Below are 17,152 nucleotides of genomic sequence, written 5' to 3'. Positions count from 1 at the left end.
ATGCGTCGAAGACTTCTGAAAGGGTCGGCCCTCGTGGCCGCCGCCTGCGTCACTTCGCTCCTGGCCGCTCTGGCCCCCTCCGCGACCGCCGCACCGGTCTCCGCACCTGCCTCCCAGCAGAGTGCGGGCCACGGCACGTCGCCCTCACTCAAGCGGGTCGGGTACTTCACCCAATGGGGGGTGTACGGCCGCGACTTCCAGGTTCAGGACCTGGACACGAGCGGTACGGCAGCCCGCCTCACCCACCTCAACTACGCCTTCGGCAACGTCGACAAGAACGGCAGGTGCTTCCTCACCCCGACCCCGGGCGAGAGCGACCCGTGGGCGGACTACCAGCGCCCGCTGGACGCCGCGACCTCCGTCGACGGCGTGGCCGACACCGACACCCAGGCCCTGGCCGGCAACTTCAATCAGATCCGTGAGCTCAAGGCCAAGCACAAGGGCCTCAAGGCGATGATCTCGCTGGGTGGTTGGAGCTGGTCGACCCACTTCTCCGACGCCGTGCTCACCCCCGCATCACGCAAGGCCCTCGTCTCCTCCTGCGTCGACCTGTACCTCAAGGGCAACCTGCCCAAGGACGGCGTGCGCGGTGGCGAAGGGGCGGCCGCCGGAGTCTTCGACGGCATCGACATCGACTGGGAGTGGCCCGGCTCCGCCGGCGACACCGACACGGTCTACCGGCCCGAGGACAAGCAGAACTTCACCGCGCTGGTACGGGAGTTCCGCACCCAGCTCGACGCGTACGGCAAGCAGCAGCGCAGGCACTACGAGCTGTCCGCCTTCGTCCCGACCGCCGACGAGAAGATCGACGCGGGCTTCGAGGTCCGTAAGGTCATGCGGGACTTCGACTTCGTCAACCTCCAGGGGTACGACTTCCACGTCAGCGGCGAGAAGACCACCGCGCAGCAGTCCGCGCTCTTCGCGCCGGGCGACTTCAGCGTGCACGGCACGGTCGAGTCCTGGCTCAAGCGCGGGGCGCCGGCCCGCAAGCTGGTCGTCGGCATGCCGTTCTACGGACAGGGCTGGACCGGTGTCACCGGTGGCGGCAACGGCCTCGGCAAGCCCGCGACAGGACCGGCCCCCGCCAAGTGGGCGGCCGGCTACGCAGACTACAAGGAGCTCGAACCCCTGGTCGCCGAAGGGAAGTTCAAGGTCCACCGGGACCTGCTGCGCGGCCATGCCTGGCTGTTCGACGGCACGACCGTCTGGACGTACGACGACCCGCTGGTGCTGGCCACCAAGGCGGCCTACGTGCGGGCCAGGGGGCTGGGCGGCGCGATGGCCTGGTCGCTGGACGGCGACACCGCCGACGGCAAGCTGATGCGGGCCCTCGACCGGGGGCTCGGTCGCTGAGGGCCGGACACCGGTGCGGCCCGCCGTGGGCTCAGGACGTCAGCGATTCGAGGGCGTGCTCCACGGTGGGCCGGAAGGTGAAGACCTGGTCGAGTCCGACGGTGTGGAAGACGTGCGCCAGATCGGGGCGCAGCCCGGTGAACAGCAGCCGGGAGCCGGTCGCGTTCGCCCGGGTGTAGGCCGTGATGAGCGCCGTGATGCCGGTGGAGTCGCAGAAGCTCAGCTCCGAGAGGTCGATCACCACAGGGGCCCCGGGGCCGAAAGGCGTCTGTTTCAGGGTGTCGGTGAGTTCCGGTGCGGTGTGGTGGTCGAGCTCGCCGGTCACGGTCAGCACCGTGGTGCCTGACGGGTGGGACCGGCGGACGACGGACAGCAGGGAGTTTCTCACCAGTTCTCCTGAGCGGGCTCGGCAGTGGGTACGGCAGCGGGTGCGGGATCGGCGGTACGGCCCGGGGGCGGGACCGAGAGGGCCAGCAGCGCGGTGTCGTCACTGACTCCCGGCCCCAGGTCACTCAGCAACTGGTCCACGGCGGCGACCAGGCCGCCGGCTCCGCGCCGGCCGGCCGTGGACAGCCGACGGGCCGGCCCGTCCTCACCGAGCCTGCTGCCGTCGCCCTGGCGGGCCTCCGTCAGGCCGTCGGTGCAGAGCAACAGGGTGTACTCAGCGGTCACGCCCTCGCGGAGGACCGTGGTGCCGTCGGTGATTGTCATCGGTACCTCCCTACGACCTCGGCAATATCCGCAGTATCCACACATCCGCGCGTGTGGCGTGCGGTTTTCTCCTACTGTGGTGTCACCGAACTCCGTCGGGTGATCGATCTGTTCGGTTTGCCCGGCTGCGGACGGCCGGTGGCCGCCGGAGATCGGCAGGTACGGAGAGAGGGACGATCTGTGACGCATTCCGAAGTGTTCGCCGCCGACGACGAGATCGGCAGCGACCTTGCCGCGGTGAACTGGGCGGACACCGCGGTCGGACCGCCGGACAACTGGCCGCAGAGCCTGCGGACCGCGGTCAGCATCCTGTTGTCCTCCCGGTTCTCGATGTGGATGGCGTGGGGCCCCGAGCTGACGTTCTTCTGCAACGCCGCCTACCGGGAGAACACGCTGGGCGGCAAGTACCCGTGGGCGCTGGGCCGCCCGGCCGGCGAGGTGTGGGCGGAGATCTGGGACGACATCGGGCCCCGCATCGACACCGTCATGGCCACCGGCCGGGCGACCTGGGACGAGGCGCTGCTGCTGTTCCTGGAGCGCTCGGGCTACCCGGAGGAGTCGTACCACACCTTCTCGTACAGCCCGCTGCGCAACGACGACGGGCGCGTGGTCGGGATGCTGTGCGTGGTCAACGAGGACACCGAACGGGTCATCGGCGAGCGGCAGATGGCCACCCTGCGCGACCTCGGTTCCGATCCCAGCGTGGCCAGGACCGAGCAGGAGATGCTGGCCTTCACCGGTGACCAGCTCGGCCGCAACCAGCGGGACCTGCCGTTCACGCTGACCTACCTCTTCCAGGAGGACGGATCCGCCCGACTGGCCGGGGCGACCGGCATGGCCCCCGGGCACCCGGCGGCCCCCGCGCTCGTACCGGCGGACGACGGCCCCGACGCGGTGTGGCCGACGGCCGCGCCCGCCCGCGGGGAGTCGTCGGTGGTGGAGCTGAGTGGTCCGCCGTTCACCGGCCTGCCCACCGGCGGCTGGCCGCAGCCGCCCCAACAGGCGCTGGTGACACCGCTGTTGCAGCAGGGCGGCGCGCCGTACGGGTTCCTGGTGGCGGCCCTCAACCGGTACCGGCCGCTGGACGGCGGCTACCGCGGGTTCGTGGAACTGGTCGCGGGACACGTGGCCGCCGGCATCGCGGGCGCGCGCAGCTACCAGGCACAGCAGCGGCGGGCGGAGGAGCTGGCCGAGCTGGACCGCGCCAAGACCACCTTCTTCTCCAACATCAGCCATGAGTTCCGCACCCCCCTGACGCTGATCATGGGGCCGGTGGAGGAGCTGCGCGGCCGGCTGGCAGAGGCCGGCCCCGAGGTGCTGGAGGAACTGGAGGCGGTGCGCCGCAACGGGCTGCGGCTGAGCAAACTCGTCAACACCCTCCTGGACTTCTCCCGAATAGAAGCAGGCCGGGTCCAGGCCAGGTACGAACCGGTCGACCTGTCCACGGTCACCGCGGAGCTCTCCAGCCTCTTCCGCTCGGCCGTCGAACGGGCCGGGCTCTCCTTCGACGTCTCCTGTCCCCCGCTGGGCGAACCGGTCCATCTCGACCGGAGCATGTGGGAGAAGGTGATCCTCAACCTCCTCAGCAACGCGCTGAAGTTCACCTTCGACGGCTCCATCGGCGTCCGGGTCCGCGCCGAGGGCACGTCGGCGGTGGTCACGGTCACCGACACCGGCATCGGGGTGCCGGCGGCCGAGCTGCCCAAGCTGTTCGAACGTTTCCACCGCATCGAGAACGCCCGCTCACGCTCCAACGAGGGCAGTGGCATCGGGCTCGCGCTGGTGCGGGAACTGGTCTCGCTGCACGGCGGTTCGATCTCCGCCGAGAGCACCGAGGGCGAGGGCACCCGCTTCACCATCCGGCTGCCGTTCGGCTTTGCCCACCTGCCGGCCGACGCCCTGGTGCCGGCCACGGACACCGGAGGCGAGTTCGCCGTGGCCAACCCCTACCTCCAGGAGGCGCAGCGCTGGCTGCCCGCCCCGCCCGACGGCACCCTCGCCGCGTCCGCCCACGCCGCCTCCCCCCGGACGGGCCACGCCGCCCCCGGCGCCGCCCCGGCCCGCGTGCTGGTCGCCGACGACAACGCGGACATGCGTGACTACCTCGTGCGCCTCCTGGCCGGTGCCGGTTACCGGGTCAGCGCCGCGCGCGACGGCCAGGAGGCCCTGGAGGCCGTTACCAAGGCCGCCCCCGACCTGGTGGTCAGCGATGTGATGATGCCCAGGCTGGACGGCCTCTCCCTGGTCAGGGCGCTGCGCGTGGATCCGCGTACGGTGGCGGTCCCGGTACTGCTGCTGTCCGCGCGCGCGGGGCAGGAGGCGTCCATCGAGGGGCTGGACGCGGGGGCCGACGACTACCTGGTCAAGCCGTTCGCCGCGGCGGAACTGCTGGCGCGGGTCCGGGCCAACGTGGAGTTGGCGCGGTTGCGCACGCACCACGCCCGCTGGCGTACGGCGCTGGTGGACTCCCTGCAGGAGGCGTTCTTCGTCTGCGACGAGGACGGCGCCATCATCGAGATCAACGCGGCCTTCACCGACATCCTCGGCTACGGGCCCGATGACCTGCCCTACGCGGCGATCCACCCCTGGTGGCCGGATGCCGACACCGACCCCGAGGCGCACCGCCAGGTCGCCGCGGCGTTCGACACGCTGCTCGGGCAGCACAAGGGCAGCTACACCATTCCCGTCAACCACCGTGACGGGCACCGGCTCTGGGTGGGCGCCACCTTCAGCCAGGCGCAGGACCCCGACAGCGGGCGGCGCGTCATCGTCGGCACCTTCCGCGACGTCACGTCCGAGCACTACGCCGTCCAGCGCGAGAGCGCGCTCGGCGCGCTGAGCACCCGGCTGTCCCAGGCCGCCAGCCTGCCCGACGCCCTGGCAGGCGCCCTGGCCGAGCTGAAAAGCCTCTGGCACGCCCGGAGTGTGCTGGCCGCCGTCTTCGACGGCGGCGGCGAGCCCTTCCTCACCGCCACGGGACCCGCGCCGGACTGGCACCAGCTGCCGGAGGAACGCCGGCTGGCGCTGGACGGGTTGCGCTCACGTCCACTGCTCTCGCCGACCGCGGACCAGTCGGGTGCGGGCATCCTGCTTGAGCACCCGCGGGGTCCGCTCGCCCTGTGGATCGACCTGGGCCACCGCAGGCAGTTCACCGCCGAGGACCAGCTGCTCCTGTCGCTGCTGGCCGGGCACCTCGCCCAGGGGCTCACCCGGGCCCACCAGATCGACCAGCAGCGCGAGACCGCGATCGAGCTGCAGCGCGCCATCCTGGGCCCGTCCCAGCTCCCCGACGGTTTCGCCGTGCGGTACGAGCCGGCCACCCAGCCCCTGGAGGTCGGCGGCGACTGGTACGACACCGTCGCGCTGCCGGACGGGCGCATCGGCATCGTCGTGGGCGACTGCGTCGGCCGGGGGCTGCAGGCCGCGGCCGTGATGGGCCAACTGCGCAGCGCCTGCCGCGCGCTGCTGCTCCAGGACGCCAATCCCGCGCGCACCCTGATGGCTCTGGACCACTTCGCCGCGGGCATCCCCGGCGCCCTGTGCACCACCGTGTTCTGCGGGGTCCTCGACCCCGCGACCGGGCACCTCGTCTACTCCAGCGCCGGGCACCCGCCGGGCATCCTCGCCCACCCCGAGGGAGACACCCGGCTGCTCGACGCGGGGCGCTCCACGCCACTGGCCGTACGTCCGGGGCACCCTCGCCCGGAGGCGGCGTGCGTCATGCCGGCCCGCGCCACGCTGCTGCTGTACACCGACGGCCTCGTGGAGCGGCGCCGCCGCCCCCTGATGGACGGCATCGGTCAGGCGGGCGAAGCCGTCCAGGACGGCCGGGACACCACGGTCGACGACCTCGCGTCCGAGGTGATGTCACGGCTGGCCCCGGCCGGCGGCTACGACGACGACGTCGCCCTGCTGCTGTACCGCCATCCCGCTCCGCTGGAGGTCACCTTCCCTGCCGAGTCCTCCCAACTCGCCCCGGTGCGCTCGGCGTTGCGGAGCTGGCTCAACGAGTGCGAGCTGCCCCCGCACACCATGCAGAGCGTCCTCGTCGCCGCCGGTGAGGCCTGTGCGAACGCCGTCGAGCACGGCCACCGGCACACCCCTGGCAAGAGCATCAGGCTGCGCGCCGAGGCCATGGTCGACACCCTGCGGCTCAGCGTCGCCGACTCCGGCCGGTGGAAGACCCCCCGTCCGGAGGCCAATGCCCACCGGGGGCGTGGTGTCACTCTCATGCAGGCCATGATGCAGCAGGTCACCATCACACCGGGCCCGTCCGGTACCACTGTCGAAATGCACGCGAGGATTTCCTGATGACGACTCCGCTCACCCTCACCCCGGGCCGGTACCCGGACGGCACCGCCCTCCTGAAGGCCGTCGGGGAGATCGACATGAGCAACAGCGGCGCCCTCGCCGACGCGCTGGAGAGCGCCGGCCCCCCGGCAGGCGCCGGCGTTCCCACGGGCACGTCGGGCGTCGTGGGCGCGGCGCAGCGGCTCGTGCTCGACCTGACCGACGTCGGTTACCTCGACAGCGCCGGGCTGAGCGTCCTGTTCGCCCATGCCCATCACGTCGAACTCGTCGCCGCTCCCCTGCTCGCCCCGGTCCTGGCGATCTCGGGCCTCGCCGACCTGACGACCATTCACGACGCGGCGCCCCCGGAAATCCAGTAGCGGGCGGGGGCGGCGCGCAGCAGGATGGCCGGCATGAGCGAGCAGCCCGCACGATGGACCCAGGCGACCGTCTACACCGACATGTGGGCGGATCCGCAGGACGACCCCCGCGAGGGCGAGAGTCCGCAGGGCGAGCTCGCGACCCTGCTGGACTTCCTGTCGGGCTACCGCCTCACCCTGCGGATGAAGTGCGAGGGCCTGGACCCGGAGCAGCTGGCCCGCAGGTCGGTGCCGCCTTCGACGATGTCGCTGCTCGGCCTGGTCCGGCACCTCGCCGAGGTGGAGCGGGACTGGCGCAACTGGATCGACGGCAGTGCTCCGTTGGCCAAGCTGTACGGAAAGCGTGACGCGGACTTCGAGGGGGCGCTCGCCGAACAGGGCCTGGTCGACGCCGCGTTCGCCGACCTGGAGCGCGAGCAGGCGGCGACCGACGCCGCGCTCGCCGCACACCAGGACCTGGGCGGGCGACTGCCGAAGGACGGGATCGCGGTGCGGGAACTGATGGTGCACAGGATCGAGGAGTACGCCCGCCACTGCGGACACGCGGACCTGCTGCGTGAGTGCGTGGACGGCCGGGTGGGCCAGTAGCGGGAGCGCGGGGAGGTGCCGCGCCCTAGCATTTCGGCATGGACATCACGATTCACACGAGCTTCCTGCCGCACGACGACCCGGACGCCTCCGTGGCCTTCTACCGGGACGTCCTCGGCTTCGAGGTACGCAACGACGTCGGCCAGGGCAAGATGCGTTGGATCACGGTCGGCCCGGTGGGTCAGCCCGGCACCTCCATCCTCCTGGCGCCGCCGGCCGTCGACCCCGGCGTCACCGAGGACGAGCGCCGCACCGTCGCCGAGATGATGGCCAAGGGGACGTACGGCTGGATCCTGCTGGCGACCCCCGACCTCGACGCCGTGTTCGCGAAGGTGCGGGCGGGCGAGGCCGAGGTCGTCCAGGAACCGACCGAGCAGCCGTACGGCATCCGGGACTGCGCCTTTCGCGACCCCGCGGGCAACCTGGTCCGCATCCAGGAGCTCCGCCGGGCCGGGACCTGACGGGACCTGCGGAGCAGGGGCCCGGCCGGCCGGGCCCCTATGATCAAGGGATGACTTCCGCGCATCCGTCCCTGGCCGAGATCCTTGAGGGCGAAGGCCCCGACCACGAGGACCTGCTGGTCGCCGTCGTCGCCCACGGCGTGATCATCGCGGTGGACGGGAGCGGGTCCGTCGTCTTCATCCACGGCGAGGACGGAAAGCCGTGGCTGCCGGCGTTCGCGGACGAGGCGACTTGCGCCCGGGACGTCGTGCACGGCACCCCGTTCCTGTGCGACGCGGCCCGGTTGCTCGACATCGCCGCGCGTACCGGCGTCAGGACGATGACGGTCGCCTCGGCGACGCAGTGCGCGACGGTGCCGATCGCGCTGGTGGGCAGGGCGGCCGGCCGGTAGCGGCCCGGCCGCCCTCGGGCCCCGGCCGCCCTCGGGCCCCGGCCGCCCCCAGGTCCCGGCCGCCCTCAGGCCCCGGCCGCCCCCAGGCCTCGACCGCCCTCAGGTCGCGGCCCCCGCCCTCAGGCTCCGTGACCCGTCAGATCAGCCCCTGCGCCAGCATCGCGTCGCCGACCAGCTCGAAGCCGGCGATGTTCGCGCCGACCACGTAGTTGCCGGGAGTGCCGTAGCGCTCGGCCGTGGTGTGGCAGGCGTTGTGGATGTGCCGCATGATCTCTTCCAGCCGCTGCTCGGTGTGCTCGAAGGTCCACGAGTCGCGGGACGCGTTCTGCTGCATCTCCAGGGCGCTGGTGGCCACACCGCCCGCGTTCGCCGCCTTGCCGGGGGCGAACGCGACGCCCGCCTCCTGGAAGATCCGGACGGCCTCCGGGGTGGTGGGCATGTTGGCGCCCTCGGCGACCGCGCGGACACCGTTCGCCACCAGGGTGCGGGCGTCGTTCTCGTCCAGCTCGTTCTGGGTGGCGCAGGGCAGCGCCACGTCGCACGGGACGTTCCAGACGCCGCGGCCGGCGGCGAACTGGGCATGCGCGCCCCGGCGCTGCGCGTACTCGGAGACCCGGCCGCGGCCCGCCTCCTTGATCTCCCTGAGGAGGGCGACGTCGATGCCCTTGTCGTCCACCACGTAACCGCTGGAGTCCGAACAGGTCACGACGGTCGCGCCGAGCTGCTGGGCCTTCTCGATCGCGTAGATGGCCACGTTGCCCGAACCGGAGACGGCGACCCGGCGGCCGTCCAGGTCCTCGCCCCTGGCGCGCAGCATCTCGGCGGTGAACATCACGCAGCCGTACCCGGTGGCCTCGGTGCGCGCCTGCGCTCCGCCCCAGCCGAGGCCCTTGCCGGTGAGGACTCCGGACTCGTAGCGGTTGGTGATGCGCTTGTACTGGCCGAAGAGGTAGCCGATCTCGCGGCCACCCACGCCGATGTCACCGGCGGGGACATCCGTGTACTCGCCGATGTGACGGTGCAGTTCCGTCATGAACGACTGGCAGAAGCGCATGACCTCGGCGTGCGAACGGCCCTTGGGGTCGAAGTCGGAGCCGCCCTTGCCGCCGCCGATGGGCATGCCGGTCAGGGCGTTCTTGAAGATCTGCTCGAAGCCGAGGAACTTGACGATGCTGAGATTGACCGAAGGGTGGAAGCGCAGACCGCCCTTGTACGGGCCGAGCGCGCTGGAGAACTCCACCCGGAAGCCTCGGTTGACGTGCACGCCGCCGTTGTCGTCCGCCCACGGGACCCGGAAGATGAGCTGCCGCTCGGGCTCGCACATGCGCTCCACGATGCGCGCGTCCATGAACTCGGGGCGGGCGGCCAGCAGCGGCGAGAGCGTTTCGAGCACCTCGCGCACCGCCTGGTGGAACTCGCTCTCGCCCTGGTTGCGGCGCAGTACCTCGCCGTACAGCTTCTCGATGACACCGTTCTCGGCCGTGGTAGACATCAGTTCCCATCCTCCGTGACGCACGTGCATGGTGAGTTGCTTCGGTTGCCGGTCATCCGATGTTCGGAATTACTGGTCCGGGCAGCGATTGTTCCAGTGCTGATCACGCACCCTCAGGAGCGTCCACATTCTGGCGTCCAGACCCCGTCCGCGGGTCGGCTCTGGTATACGGCGGCGAGGTGGTCGCGCAGTGCGGCGAGGGCGGGGTGGGGGTTGTCCGTGCGCCAGATCAGGGAGTGCGGGTAGACCGGGGTCGGGCCGTGCAGGGGGATGCGCCGCAGGTCGTGGCCGACCGGCCAGACCAGTGGGGTGCGCTCGCTCACGAAGGTCGCCAGGGTCGCGGAGTCGGCGATCGTGTCGAGGAGGTGCTCGATGCCGAAGTTGGGGCCGATCGCGTCGATGGTGAGTCCGAAGGCGGCGGCGAGTTCGTCGTAGTAGGCGGCCCACTCGGTGCCCGGGGTGTTGCCCGGCATCCAGATCCGGCGACCGGCGAGCTGGGCAGGAGCGACCGAGGCAGCGGTGGCGAACTCGTGGGCGGGCCCGGTGAACAGCTGGAGCGGCTCGTCGTAGACCGGAGCGGCATCGAGGCCGTCCGGGAGCCGGCGGCCGGGCAGCTCGACGGTGCGGAAGGTCGCGTCGATCGTCCCCGACCGTACGGCGGCGACGGCGGTGTCGAAGTCGAACAGCGTCACCACGTCGAGATCGGTCCCGGGGTGTGCCTGGTGGAACTCGCGCAGCAGGCCCGCCACCGACAGCCGGCGGCCGATCACGTCGACCCGCAGCGCCCGCCGGCCGGGCCGCACCGAGGCGGCGGCCCGCTCCTCGGCCTGGAGCAGGGCCCGTGCGTACGGCAGGAAGGCCTGGCCGTCGATGGTGAGCCGGGCTCCGCGCGCTGTGCGGCTGAACAGCTGCACCCCGAGGTCCTTCTCCAGCACGGCGACGCGCTTGGAGACGGCCTGCGGGGTGATCGACAGGTCGACGGCGGCTTCCTGGAACTGTCCCGCGTCGACGGCGGCGACGAAGGTGCGTACTGCGGTGAGGTCCACGTGGCCATCCTAGGTGGACAACCATTCGTTGTTTCCCGGAGGTCGCAAGGTGATCGCCCGGCGATCTGCCAGCGTTTGCGGGACCCTTCGTCACCCCTGTGACCAACCTCAGGTTTCGTGACTACCGGCGAAAGTCCCGAATCCCGCCCGCCAAGGGTCCCCGGCAGAGGGGCCGAAGGGCCCGTGTCGCGGCGGCGTTCCACGGTCACCATGAACAGGATCCGCACCACGGCCCGTCCACCGATGCGGCCCGTCCACCGATGCGGCCCGTCCCCCGACGCGGCCCGTCCCCCGACGCGGCCCGTCCACCCGCAACCCGACCCACCCGTCCGCTCCGTAACGCAAATTGTCGTGAGGCCTTCGCCATGCCTTCGTCCGCCCCGCCCCTGGAGGACTCCCTCGCCGGGCATTCCTGGATCGCCCGGACGATCCCCCGGCTGCCCTGGGCGGTCTGGGCACTCGCCGTCCTGGTGGAGCTGCTGACCGGCGACAACATCCGGATCGGCGCCGTCATGATGGCCGTTCCGCCGCTGGTCGCGGTCGCGCACGGCTGGCGGGCGGTACTGACCTCGGGGGTGCTGGCCGCCCTCACCCAGATGTTCTTCCTGCACCTGGTGCCGCCCACGAGCGAGCACCAGTGGACGTCGATGACGACCGCCGCCACCGGCGTGACCCTGGCCAGCGCCCTGGCCGCCGCCGCCCGCGGCCGCGGCGAACGGCGGCTGGAGGAGATGCACACCATCGTCGGCGGGGTCCAGCGCGCCCTGCTGCATCCGCTGCCGCCCGAGATCGGCGGGTACCGGATCGCCGGCTTCTACCAGGCCGCGCAGGCCGAGGCCAGGGTCGGTGGCGACTTCTACGAGGCGCTGGAGACGCCGTACGGGCTGCGCATGGTGCTGGGCGACGTCTGCGGCAAGGGCCTCGTGGCGGTCGACGCGACGGTCACCCTGCTGGGCGCCTTCCGGGAGGCCGCGTACGAGGCGGAGCTCACCGACGTGGCGCGTGCCATGGACCGTGCGTTGCGGCGCCGGCAGGACGCCACGGCGGACCACCGTTTCGCGACCGCGCTGATCGTGGAGGCGGGCCCGGACGGGGTGCTGCGGATGGTCAACTGCGGGCACGTGCCGCCGCTGCGGGTCGACCGGGACGGGGCGCACGAGATCGCGCTGCCCTCGGGCGCCCTGATCGGCCTGTTCCGGTTCATGAGCGCCCGGCCGCCCGTCATGACCACACACACGCTTGCCCCGGGCACCTCGCTGCTGGTCGTCACGGACGGCGTCACCGAGGCCCGTGACGAGCACCGGGAGTTCTTCGACCTCGCCGGCGCCGTCAGGGATCCTGAGCTCGGTGCCTGTCCCAGGGCGCTCAAGGACGCCGTCCTGTCCGACCTCGCCCGGCACACAAGGGGCCGCTTCTCCGACGACGCGGCGGCCCTCGCCGTGACCCGGCCCGCCGACGCCGACGAAGCCGGCGCCGACGAATGAGACGAGGGGCGCCGGGCGTGTGCCGGTCGGGGCCCCTCGCTCAGGGGGCGTACGGCAGCTGGCGCTTGTGGTCGGTGAGGCGGTAGCGGCGGACGATCGTCTCGACCACGGACTCGTCCACCGGCCTGCCCTCCAGGAAGTCGTCGATCTGGTCGTACGTCACCCCGAGGGCGTCCTCGTCGGGCCTGCCCGGGTCGAGGGTCTCCAGGTCCGCCGTCGGCACCTTCCGCACCAGCTCGGCCGGGGCGCCCAGCGCGTCCGCGACGGACCGCACCCTTCGCTTGGTCAGCCCGGTCAGCGGGACGACGTCGGCGGCGCCGTCCCCGTACTTCGTGAAGAATCCCGAGACCGCTTCGGCAGCGTGGTCGGTGCCCACGACCAGGCCGTCCTGCGCGCCCGCCACCGTGTACTGGGCGATCATGCGCTGCCTGGCCTTGATGTTGCCCTGTACGAAGTCCTGGTGGCGCTCGTCCCTGAAGGTCAGGCCGCCCGCCAGGGCGGCCTCCAGCGAGGCGTCGCTCGCGGACCTCACGTCCACCGTCAGGACCTGGTCCGGCTTGATGAAGTCGAGGGCGAGCTGCGCGTCCTTCTCGTCGGCCTGGACGCCGTACGGCAGCCGCATCGCGTAGAAGGTCGCCTCGTGCCCCGCGGCGCGGGCCCGCTCGACGGCGAGCTGGCACAGCCGGCCCGCGGTCGTGGAGTCCACCCCGCCGCTGATGCCGAGCACCAGCGCCCGCAGGCCGGACGAGGTCAGCCGCTCGGTCAGGAAGGCCACCCTCCGTTCGATCTCCTGCGCCGCGTCGAAGCTCGTGGGCACCTGGAGGTCCCGTGCGATTTCCTGCTGCAGGGTGCTGGACGCCGGGTCGGTCACGGCTGCTCCTCGTACTCGTTCGTCATGGGCTGGGGGCAGAGGGCGGAACCTCCGCTGCTCCCGACTCTATGCTGCGGGCCCCACACCCTCACCGTGTGTCCCGCCAGTCACCTCTTACGCCACTCGTCGGCCAGCAGCTCGTACGAGCGCACCCGGTCCGCGTGGCCGTGCGTGATGGTGGTGATCAGCAGTTCGTCCGCGCCGGTGGCCTCCTGGAGCTGGGACAGGCGGTCGGCGACGTGGTGCGGGGAGCCGACGAACTGGGTCTCCACCCGGTCCTCGACCAGCGCCAGGTCCGCGTCGGTCCACACGTGGGCGCGGGCCTCCTCAGGAGTGGGGAAGGGGATCGCGCCCTCGGCGCTACGGATGCTGCGCACCCAGAGCGCGTAGCCGGTGGCCAGTTCGCGGGCGCTCTCGTCGTCCTCGGCGACGACGACGTCCGCCGACACGGAGAGGTACGGCTCGTCGAGGATTTCCGACGGCCGGAACGCGGCGCGGTATCCCTCCGCCGCCTCCAGCACGGTGCCGGGGCTGACGTGGTAGTTCGCCGCGAAGCGGAGCCCGCGGCTGCCCGCGGCCACGGCGCTCTCGCCCCCGCTGCTGCCCAGGATCCACAGCTCCAGATCGGCGCCCTCGCCCGGCACCGCATGTGCCTCGACGCCCTCGTCGGAACGGTACGTGCCGGCCAGCAGTGCCCGGATGTCGTCGATCTGCTCGCCGTACTCCTGTGCCTCGGCGTGCGACTGCTGGAGCAACCGCCGTTGGAGGGCGAGCCGCGGGGAGCCGAGCAGGTGCGCGAACGAGAACCGCGGCGGGATCCGCAGGCCGTTGGGGGCGCGGCCGTCGACCACCGGGGTCGCGCCGGGCAGCGGCGCGGCGGGCCCGGCCGGCGGCCGTCCACCGGAACGGCCCAGGCCGAGGTCCAGGCGGCCGGGGTGCAGGGCGTCGAGCAGCCCGAACTCCTCGACCGTGGACAGGGCGGTGCGGTGACCCAGTTGTACGGCGCCCGCGCCGAGCCGGATCCCGGAGGTCGCCGACGCGGTCAGCGCGAGGACGACGGCGGGCGAGGTGCCTGCGACACCGGGGTTGAGGTGGTGCTCGGCGAACCAGTAGCGGGCGTAGCCGAAGCGCTCGGTCTGCCGGGCCAGGTCGATGGAGTTGCGCAGCGCCTCGGCGGCGGTGGCACCGGACGGGACCGGAACCAGGTCGAGGACGCCGAGGGGTATGCCTGACATGGCGGAGGGTTCTCCTCGGTTCGGTGGTCGGGGTGGCGGCAGATCAGGAGCTCGGGGGCTTCAGGAGGAGGTTCGTACGGCGTGGGCGTCGGGGCGGGCAGCGGCTACGGGGCGGCCGGCGGCATCGGGGTGGGCGAGGCCGAGGTGCTCCCGCAGGGTGGTGCCCTCGTACTCGGTGCGGTGGACGCCGCGTTCCTGGAGCAACGGGACCACGGTGTCGGCGAACCGGTCGAGGCCGCCGGGGGTGATGTGCGGGACGAGGATGAAGCCGTCCGAGGCGTCGGCCTGCACGAGGTCGTCGATGGCGGCCGCGACCGTCGCGGGGGTACCCACGAAGGTCTGGCGGTTGCCGGTCTCGATGACCAGATCGCGGATGGACCAGCCGTGGGCGGCCGCGCGCTCGCGCCACTCCTTGGCGATGGCCAGCGGGTCACGGTACGAGCGGACCTGCGCGCGGCCCCGGGCGACGGTGTGTTCGCCGGGGTCCGGATCGATGTCGGGCAGCGGTCCGTCCGGGTCATAGCCGGACAGGTCCCGGTTCCACACGAACTCCAGGTGCTTGACGGCCGTGGCGCCGCTGACCTGCAGGCGCCGTACCTCGCGGGCCAGCTCCTGCGCCTCGGCGTCGGTGTCGCCGAGCACGAAGGTCGCGGCGGGCAGGACCAGCAGCTGGTCGCGGGTGCGGCCGTGCCGGGCGAGACGGCCCTTGACGTCCGCGTAGAACGCCTGGCCCTCCTTGAGCGTGGCGTACCGGCTGAAGATCGCGTCGGCGCTCGCCGCGGCGAACTCGCGGCCCTCGTCGGAGTCCCCCGCCTGGAAGATCACCGGGCGGCCCTGCGGGCTGCGCGGCACGTTGAACCGGCCCTCGATGTCGAAGTGCCGTCCCTGGTGGGCGAAGGCGCCGGCCCGCGCGTCCCGCAGGAAGGTGCCGGCCCGCTGGTCGGCGACGATCTCGTCACCCTGCCAGGAGTCGAAGAGTTCGTGCGCGGTGGCCAGGAACTCCTGGGCGCGGGAGTAGCGCTCCTCCTGCGGCAGGAAGCCGCCGCGGCGGAAGTTCTCACCGGTGAAGGCGTCCCAGGAGGTGACCACGTTCCAGGCGGCGCGACCGGCGGAAAGGTGGTCGAGGGTGGCGAACTGGCGGGCCACCTCGTAGGGCTCGTTGAAGGTGGAGTTGATGGTGCCGGTCAGGCCGAGGCGTTCGGTGACGGCGGCGAGCGCGGCCAGGACCGTGAAGGTGTCGGGGCGGCCCACTACGTCCAAGTCATATATCTCGCCGCCGTGTTCGCGCAGCCGCAGCCCTTCGGCGAGGAAGAGGAAGTCGAACTTGGCGCGTTCGGCGGTCCGCGCGAGATGTGCGAAGGAGGCGAACTCGATGTGGCTGCCTGCCTCCGGGTCGCTCCACACGGTGGTGTTGTTGACGCCGGGGAAGTGCGCGGCCAGGTGGACCTGCTTGAGGGGCTTCTCGCGGCCCGCCTTGCTGGTGAAACTGCTCATCTTCGTTTCCTCGCTGCTCAGGTGGTGGACGCTCCCGCGTAGCGGTTGGCGGGGCGGGCGAGACCGAGCAGGCCGCGCAGGGTGCCTGCCTCGTACGACTCGCGGAAGACGCCGCGGCGCTGGAGTTCGGGCACCAGGCGCCGCGTGATCGCCGGGAGGTCGTGGCCCGCGACGGCGGGCCGCAGCCGGAAACCGGACAGGCCCGCCGAGGCCAACTCCTGCAACAGGTCGGCGAGTTCTTCGGCGGTGCCGGTGAAAATCCGGGCGTCGCTGGTGTACGGGTCGCCCGCGAGGGAGTCCAGCCGGTCCCTGCGGGCCGCGGCGGCGCCGGGGTCGTCGTCGAGGAACACCACCAGGTCACCGAAGACGTGCAGGGTGTCGTCGGCGCGGCCGGACGCAGCCTGCTCGGCCCGGATCCGGGCGACGACGGCGCGGGCCTGGGCGCCGTCGTGCGGGGTGACGTACCCGATGTCGGCGGACCGGGCGACCAGGCGGAACGGGGCGCCCGCGTGGGCCAGTGCGCTGACCACCGGCTGGCCCTGGGGCGGCCGGGGCGTGATCGAGGGCCCCCGCACGCGGAAGTACTCGCCCTCGAAGTCGATGTGGTGGAGCTTCTCGCGGTCGACGAAACGTCCGGTGGCCGCGTCCCGGATCTCCGCGTCGTCCTCCCAGCTGTCCCACAGCCTGCGCAGGACCTCGACGTGGTCGGCGGCCTCGTCGAGGAGTTCGCCGACCACCTGCTCCCCGGCGGCGGCGTCGTCACCCCCGGCGGGGACCGGCGCGACCGTACGGCGCCCGAAGTGGGCCGCCTCGTGGGGCCGGGCAGTGATCTGGACGCGCACGCCCGCGCGGCCGGAACTCACGTGGTCCAGGGTGGCGATCGCCTTGGAAATGTGGAACGGCTCGGTGTGGGTGACCACCGCCGTCGGCACGAGCCCGATGTGCCGGGTGCGCGGGGCGACCCGAGCGGCGATGAGCACGGCGTCGAGCCGGCCGCGCACCTGGTCGGTGCGGTCGTCGGGCCCGGTGGGGTGTGAGGACTGGAGCCCGAGGCCGTCCTCGATGGTCACGAAGTCGAGCAGCCCGTGCTCGGCCTCGGTGACGAGGTCCAACCAGTAGTCGGCGCTGAGGAGTTCGCGGGGACGGGCGACGGGCTCGCGCCACGCGGCGGGGTGCCAGCCGGCGCCGTCCAGGGCGACGGCGAGGTGCAGGGGGACGGCCGAGGATGACACGGGAGAGGGTTCCTTCCTGATCGGACACGGCTCACGCATGTCGGAGGCTTACGCGGGTGCGGACTCATCCGTCGGAGGCTTACGCGGGTGCGGACGTCATCCGTCGGAGGCCTCCACGGGTGC

General features: G+C 72.1%; 15 protein-coding genes. 7 read left to right on the top strand and 8 right to left on the bottom strand.

Annotated elements, in window-relative coordinates:
• Entirely contained in the window at window positions 1–1,353 is a 1,353-nt protein-coding gene (locus tag ACIQM4_RS20085; protein WP_401593107.1) for a glycoside hydrolase family 18 protein, read from the top strand.
• Between the two features lie 31 nt (window positions 1,354–1,384).
• On the opposite strand, the gene ACIQM4_RS20080 is transcribed toward ACIQM4_RS20085, so the two are convergent.
• The gene (locus ACIQM4_RS20080; RefSeq protein WP_401593105.1) at window positions 1,385–1,741 is read right to left on the bottom strand and encodes an STAS domain-containing protein; all 357 of its coding nucleotides are present in this window, start codon (window positions 1,739–1,741) and stop codon (window positions 1,385–1,387) included.
• Complete coding sequence (locus tag ACIQM4_RS20075; protein ID WP_401593103.1) at window positions 1,738–2,064, bottom strand: SpoIIE family protein phosphatase; 327 nt, start codon at window positions 2,062–2,064, stop codon at window positions 1,738–1,740. Before ACIQM4_RS20075 ends, ACIQM4_RS20080 begins: the two co-directional genes overlap by 4 nt.
• Window positions 2,065–2,394: 330 nt before the next feature.
• Here ACIQM4_RS20075 and ACIQM4_RS20070 point away from each other — a divergent pair, with 330 nt between their 5' ends.
• The 5 genes from ACIQM4_RS20070 to ACIQM4_RS20050 are packed head-to-tail and all read left to right on the top strand — an operon-like array spanning window position 2,395 to window position 8,175.
• Entirely contained in the window at window positions 2,395–6,375 is a 3,981-nt protein-coding gene (locus tag ACIQM4_RS20070) for a SpoIIE family protein phosphatase (protein WP_401593214.1), read from the top strand.
• On the top strand, window positions 6,375–6,734 hold the full coding sequence (locus ACIQM4_RS20065) for an STAS domain-containing protein (protein WP_401593101.1): 360 nt from the start codon (window positions 6,375–6,377) through the stop codon (window positions 6,732–6,734). Before ACIQM4_RS20070 ends, ACIQM4_RS20065 begins: the two co-directional genes overlap by 1 nt.
• A gap of 24 nt (window positions 6,735–6,758) precedes the next feature.
• The gene (locus ACIQM4_RS20060) at window positions 6,759–7,322 is read left to right on the top strand and encodes a DUF664 domain-containing protein (RefSeq protein ID WP_401593099.1); all 564 of its coding nucleotides are present in this window, start codon (window positions 6,759–6,761) and stop codon (window positions 7,320–7,322) included.
• Between the two features lie 38 nt (window positions 7,323–7,360).
• The gene (locus ACIQM4_RS20055; RefSeq protein ID WP_401593097.1) at window positions 7,361–7,783 is read left to right on the top strand and encodes a VOC family protein; all 423 of its coding nucleotides are present in this window, start codon (window positions 7,361–7,363) and stop codon (window positions 7,781–7,783) included.
• A gap of 50 nt (window positions 7,784–7,833) precedes the next feature.
• The gene (locus ACIQM4_RS20050; protein WP_401593095.1) at window positions 7,834–8,175 is read left to right on the top strand and encodes a hypothetical protein; all 342 of its coding nucleotides are present in this window, start codon (window positions 7,834–7,836) and stop codon (window positions 8,173–8,175) included.
• Between the two features lie 136 nt (window positions 8,176–8,311).
• On the opposite strand, the gene gdhA is transcribed toward ACIQM4_RS20050, so the two are convergent.
• Both gdhA and ACIQM4_RS20040 read right to left on the bottom strand, forming a co-directional pair.
• On the bottom strand, window positions 8,312–9,667 hold the full coding sequence (gene gdhA, locus ACIQM4_RS20045; RefSeq protein WP_401593093.1) for an NADP-specific glutamate dehydrogenase: 1,356 nt from the start codon (window positions 9,665–9,667) through the stop codon (window positions 8,312–8,314).
• Window positions 9,668–9,780: 113 nt separating this feature from the next.
• Window positions 9,781–10,713: a LysR family transcriptional regulator gene (locus ACIQM4_RS20040; protein WP_401593091.1), complete on the bottom strand. Its 933-nt coding sequence runs from the start codon at window positions 10,711–10,713 to the stop codon at window positions 9,781–9,783.
• A gap of 365 nt (window positions 10,714–11,078) precedes the next feature.
• Here ACIQM4_RS20040 and ACIQM4_RS20035 point away from each other — a divergent pair, with 365 nt between their 5' ends.
• Window positions 11,079–12,197, top strand: a complete 1,119-nt coding sequence (locus ACIQM4_RS20035) for a PP2C family protein-serine/threonine phosphatase (protein WP_401593089.1) — start codon at window positions 11,079–11,081, stop codon at window positions 12,195–12,197.
• A gap of 40 nt (window positions 12,198–12,237) precedes the next feature.
• Here ACIQM4_RS20035 and nadE read toward each other — a convergent pair whose 3' ends face one another.
• The 4 genes from nadE to ACIQM4_RS20015 form a co-directional block, all read right to left on the bottom strand.
• Entirely contained in the window at window positions 12,238–13,068 is an 831-nt protein-coding gene (nadE, locus tag ACIQM4_RS20030) for an ammonia-dependent NAD(+) synthetase (protein ID WP_401593087.1), read from the bottom strand.
• A gap of 107 nt (window positions 13,069–13,175) precedes the next feature.
• Window positions 13,176–14,303 (bottom strand): LLM class flavin-dependent oxidoreductase, encoded by a 1,128-nt coding sequence (locus tag ACIQM4_RS20025; protein ID WP_401593085.1) that lies wholly within the window; start codon window positions 14,301–14,303, stop codon window positions 13,176–13,178.
• A gap of 60 nt (window positions 14,304–14,363) precedes the next feature.
• Complete coding sequence (locus ACIQM4_RS20020; RefSeq protein WP_401593083.1) at window positions 14,364–15,797, bottom strand: NtaA/DmoA family FMN-dependent monooxygenase; 1,434 nt, start codon at window positions 15,795–15,797, stop codon at window positions 14,364–14,366.
• Between the two features lie 17 nt (window positions 15,798–15,814).
• Entirely contained in the window at window positions 15,815–17,068 is a 1,254-nt protein-coding gene (locus ACIQM4_RS20015; protein ID WP_401593081.1) for an LLM class flavin-dependent oxidoreductase, read from the bottom strand.
• Between the last annotated feature and the right edge of the window lie 84 nt (window positions 17,069–17,152).

Source organism: Streptomyces sp. NPDC091272, from assembly GCF_044757485.1.
In the GTDB taxonomy this organism is placed as follows: domain Bacteria; phylum Actinomycetota; class Actinomycetes; order Streptomycetales; family Streptomycetaceae; genus Streptomyces.
This window is presented reverse-complemented; position numbering and strand designations above follow the sequence as displayed.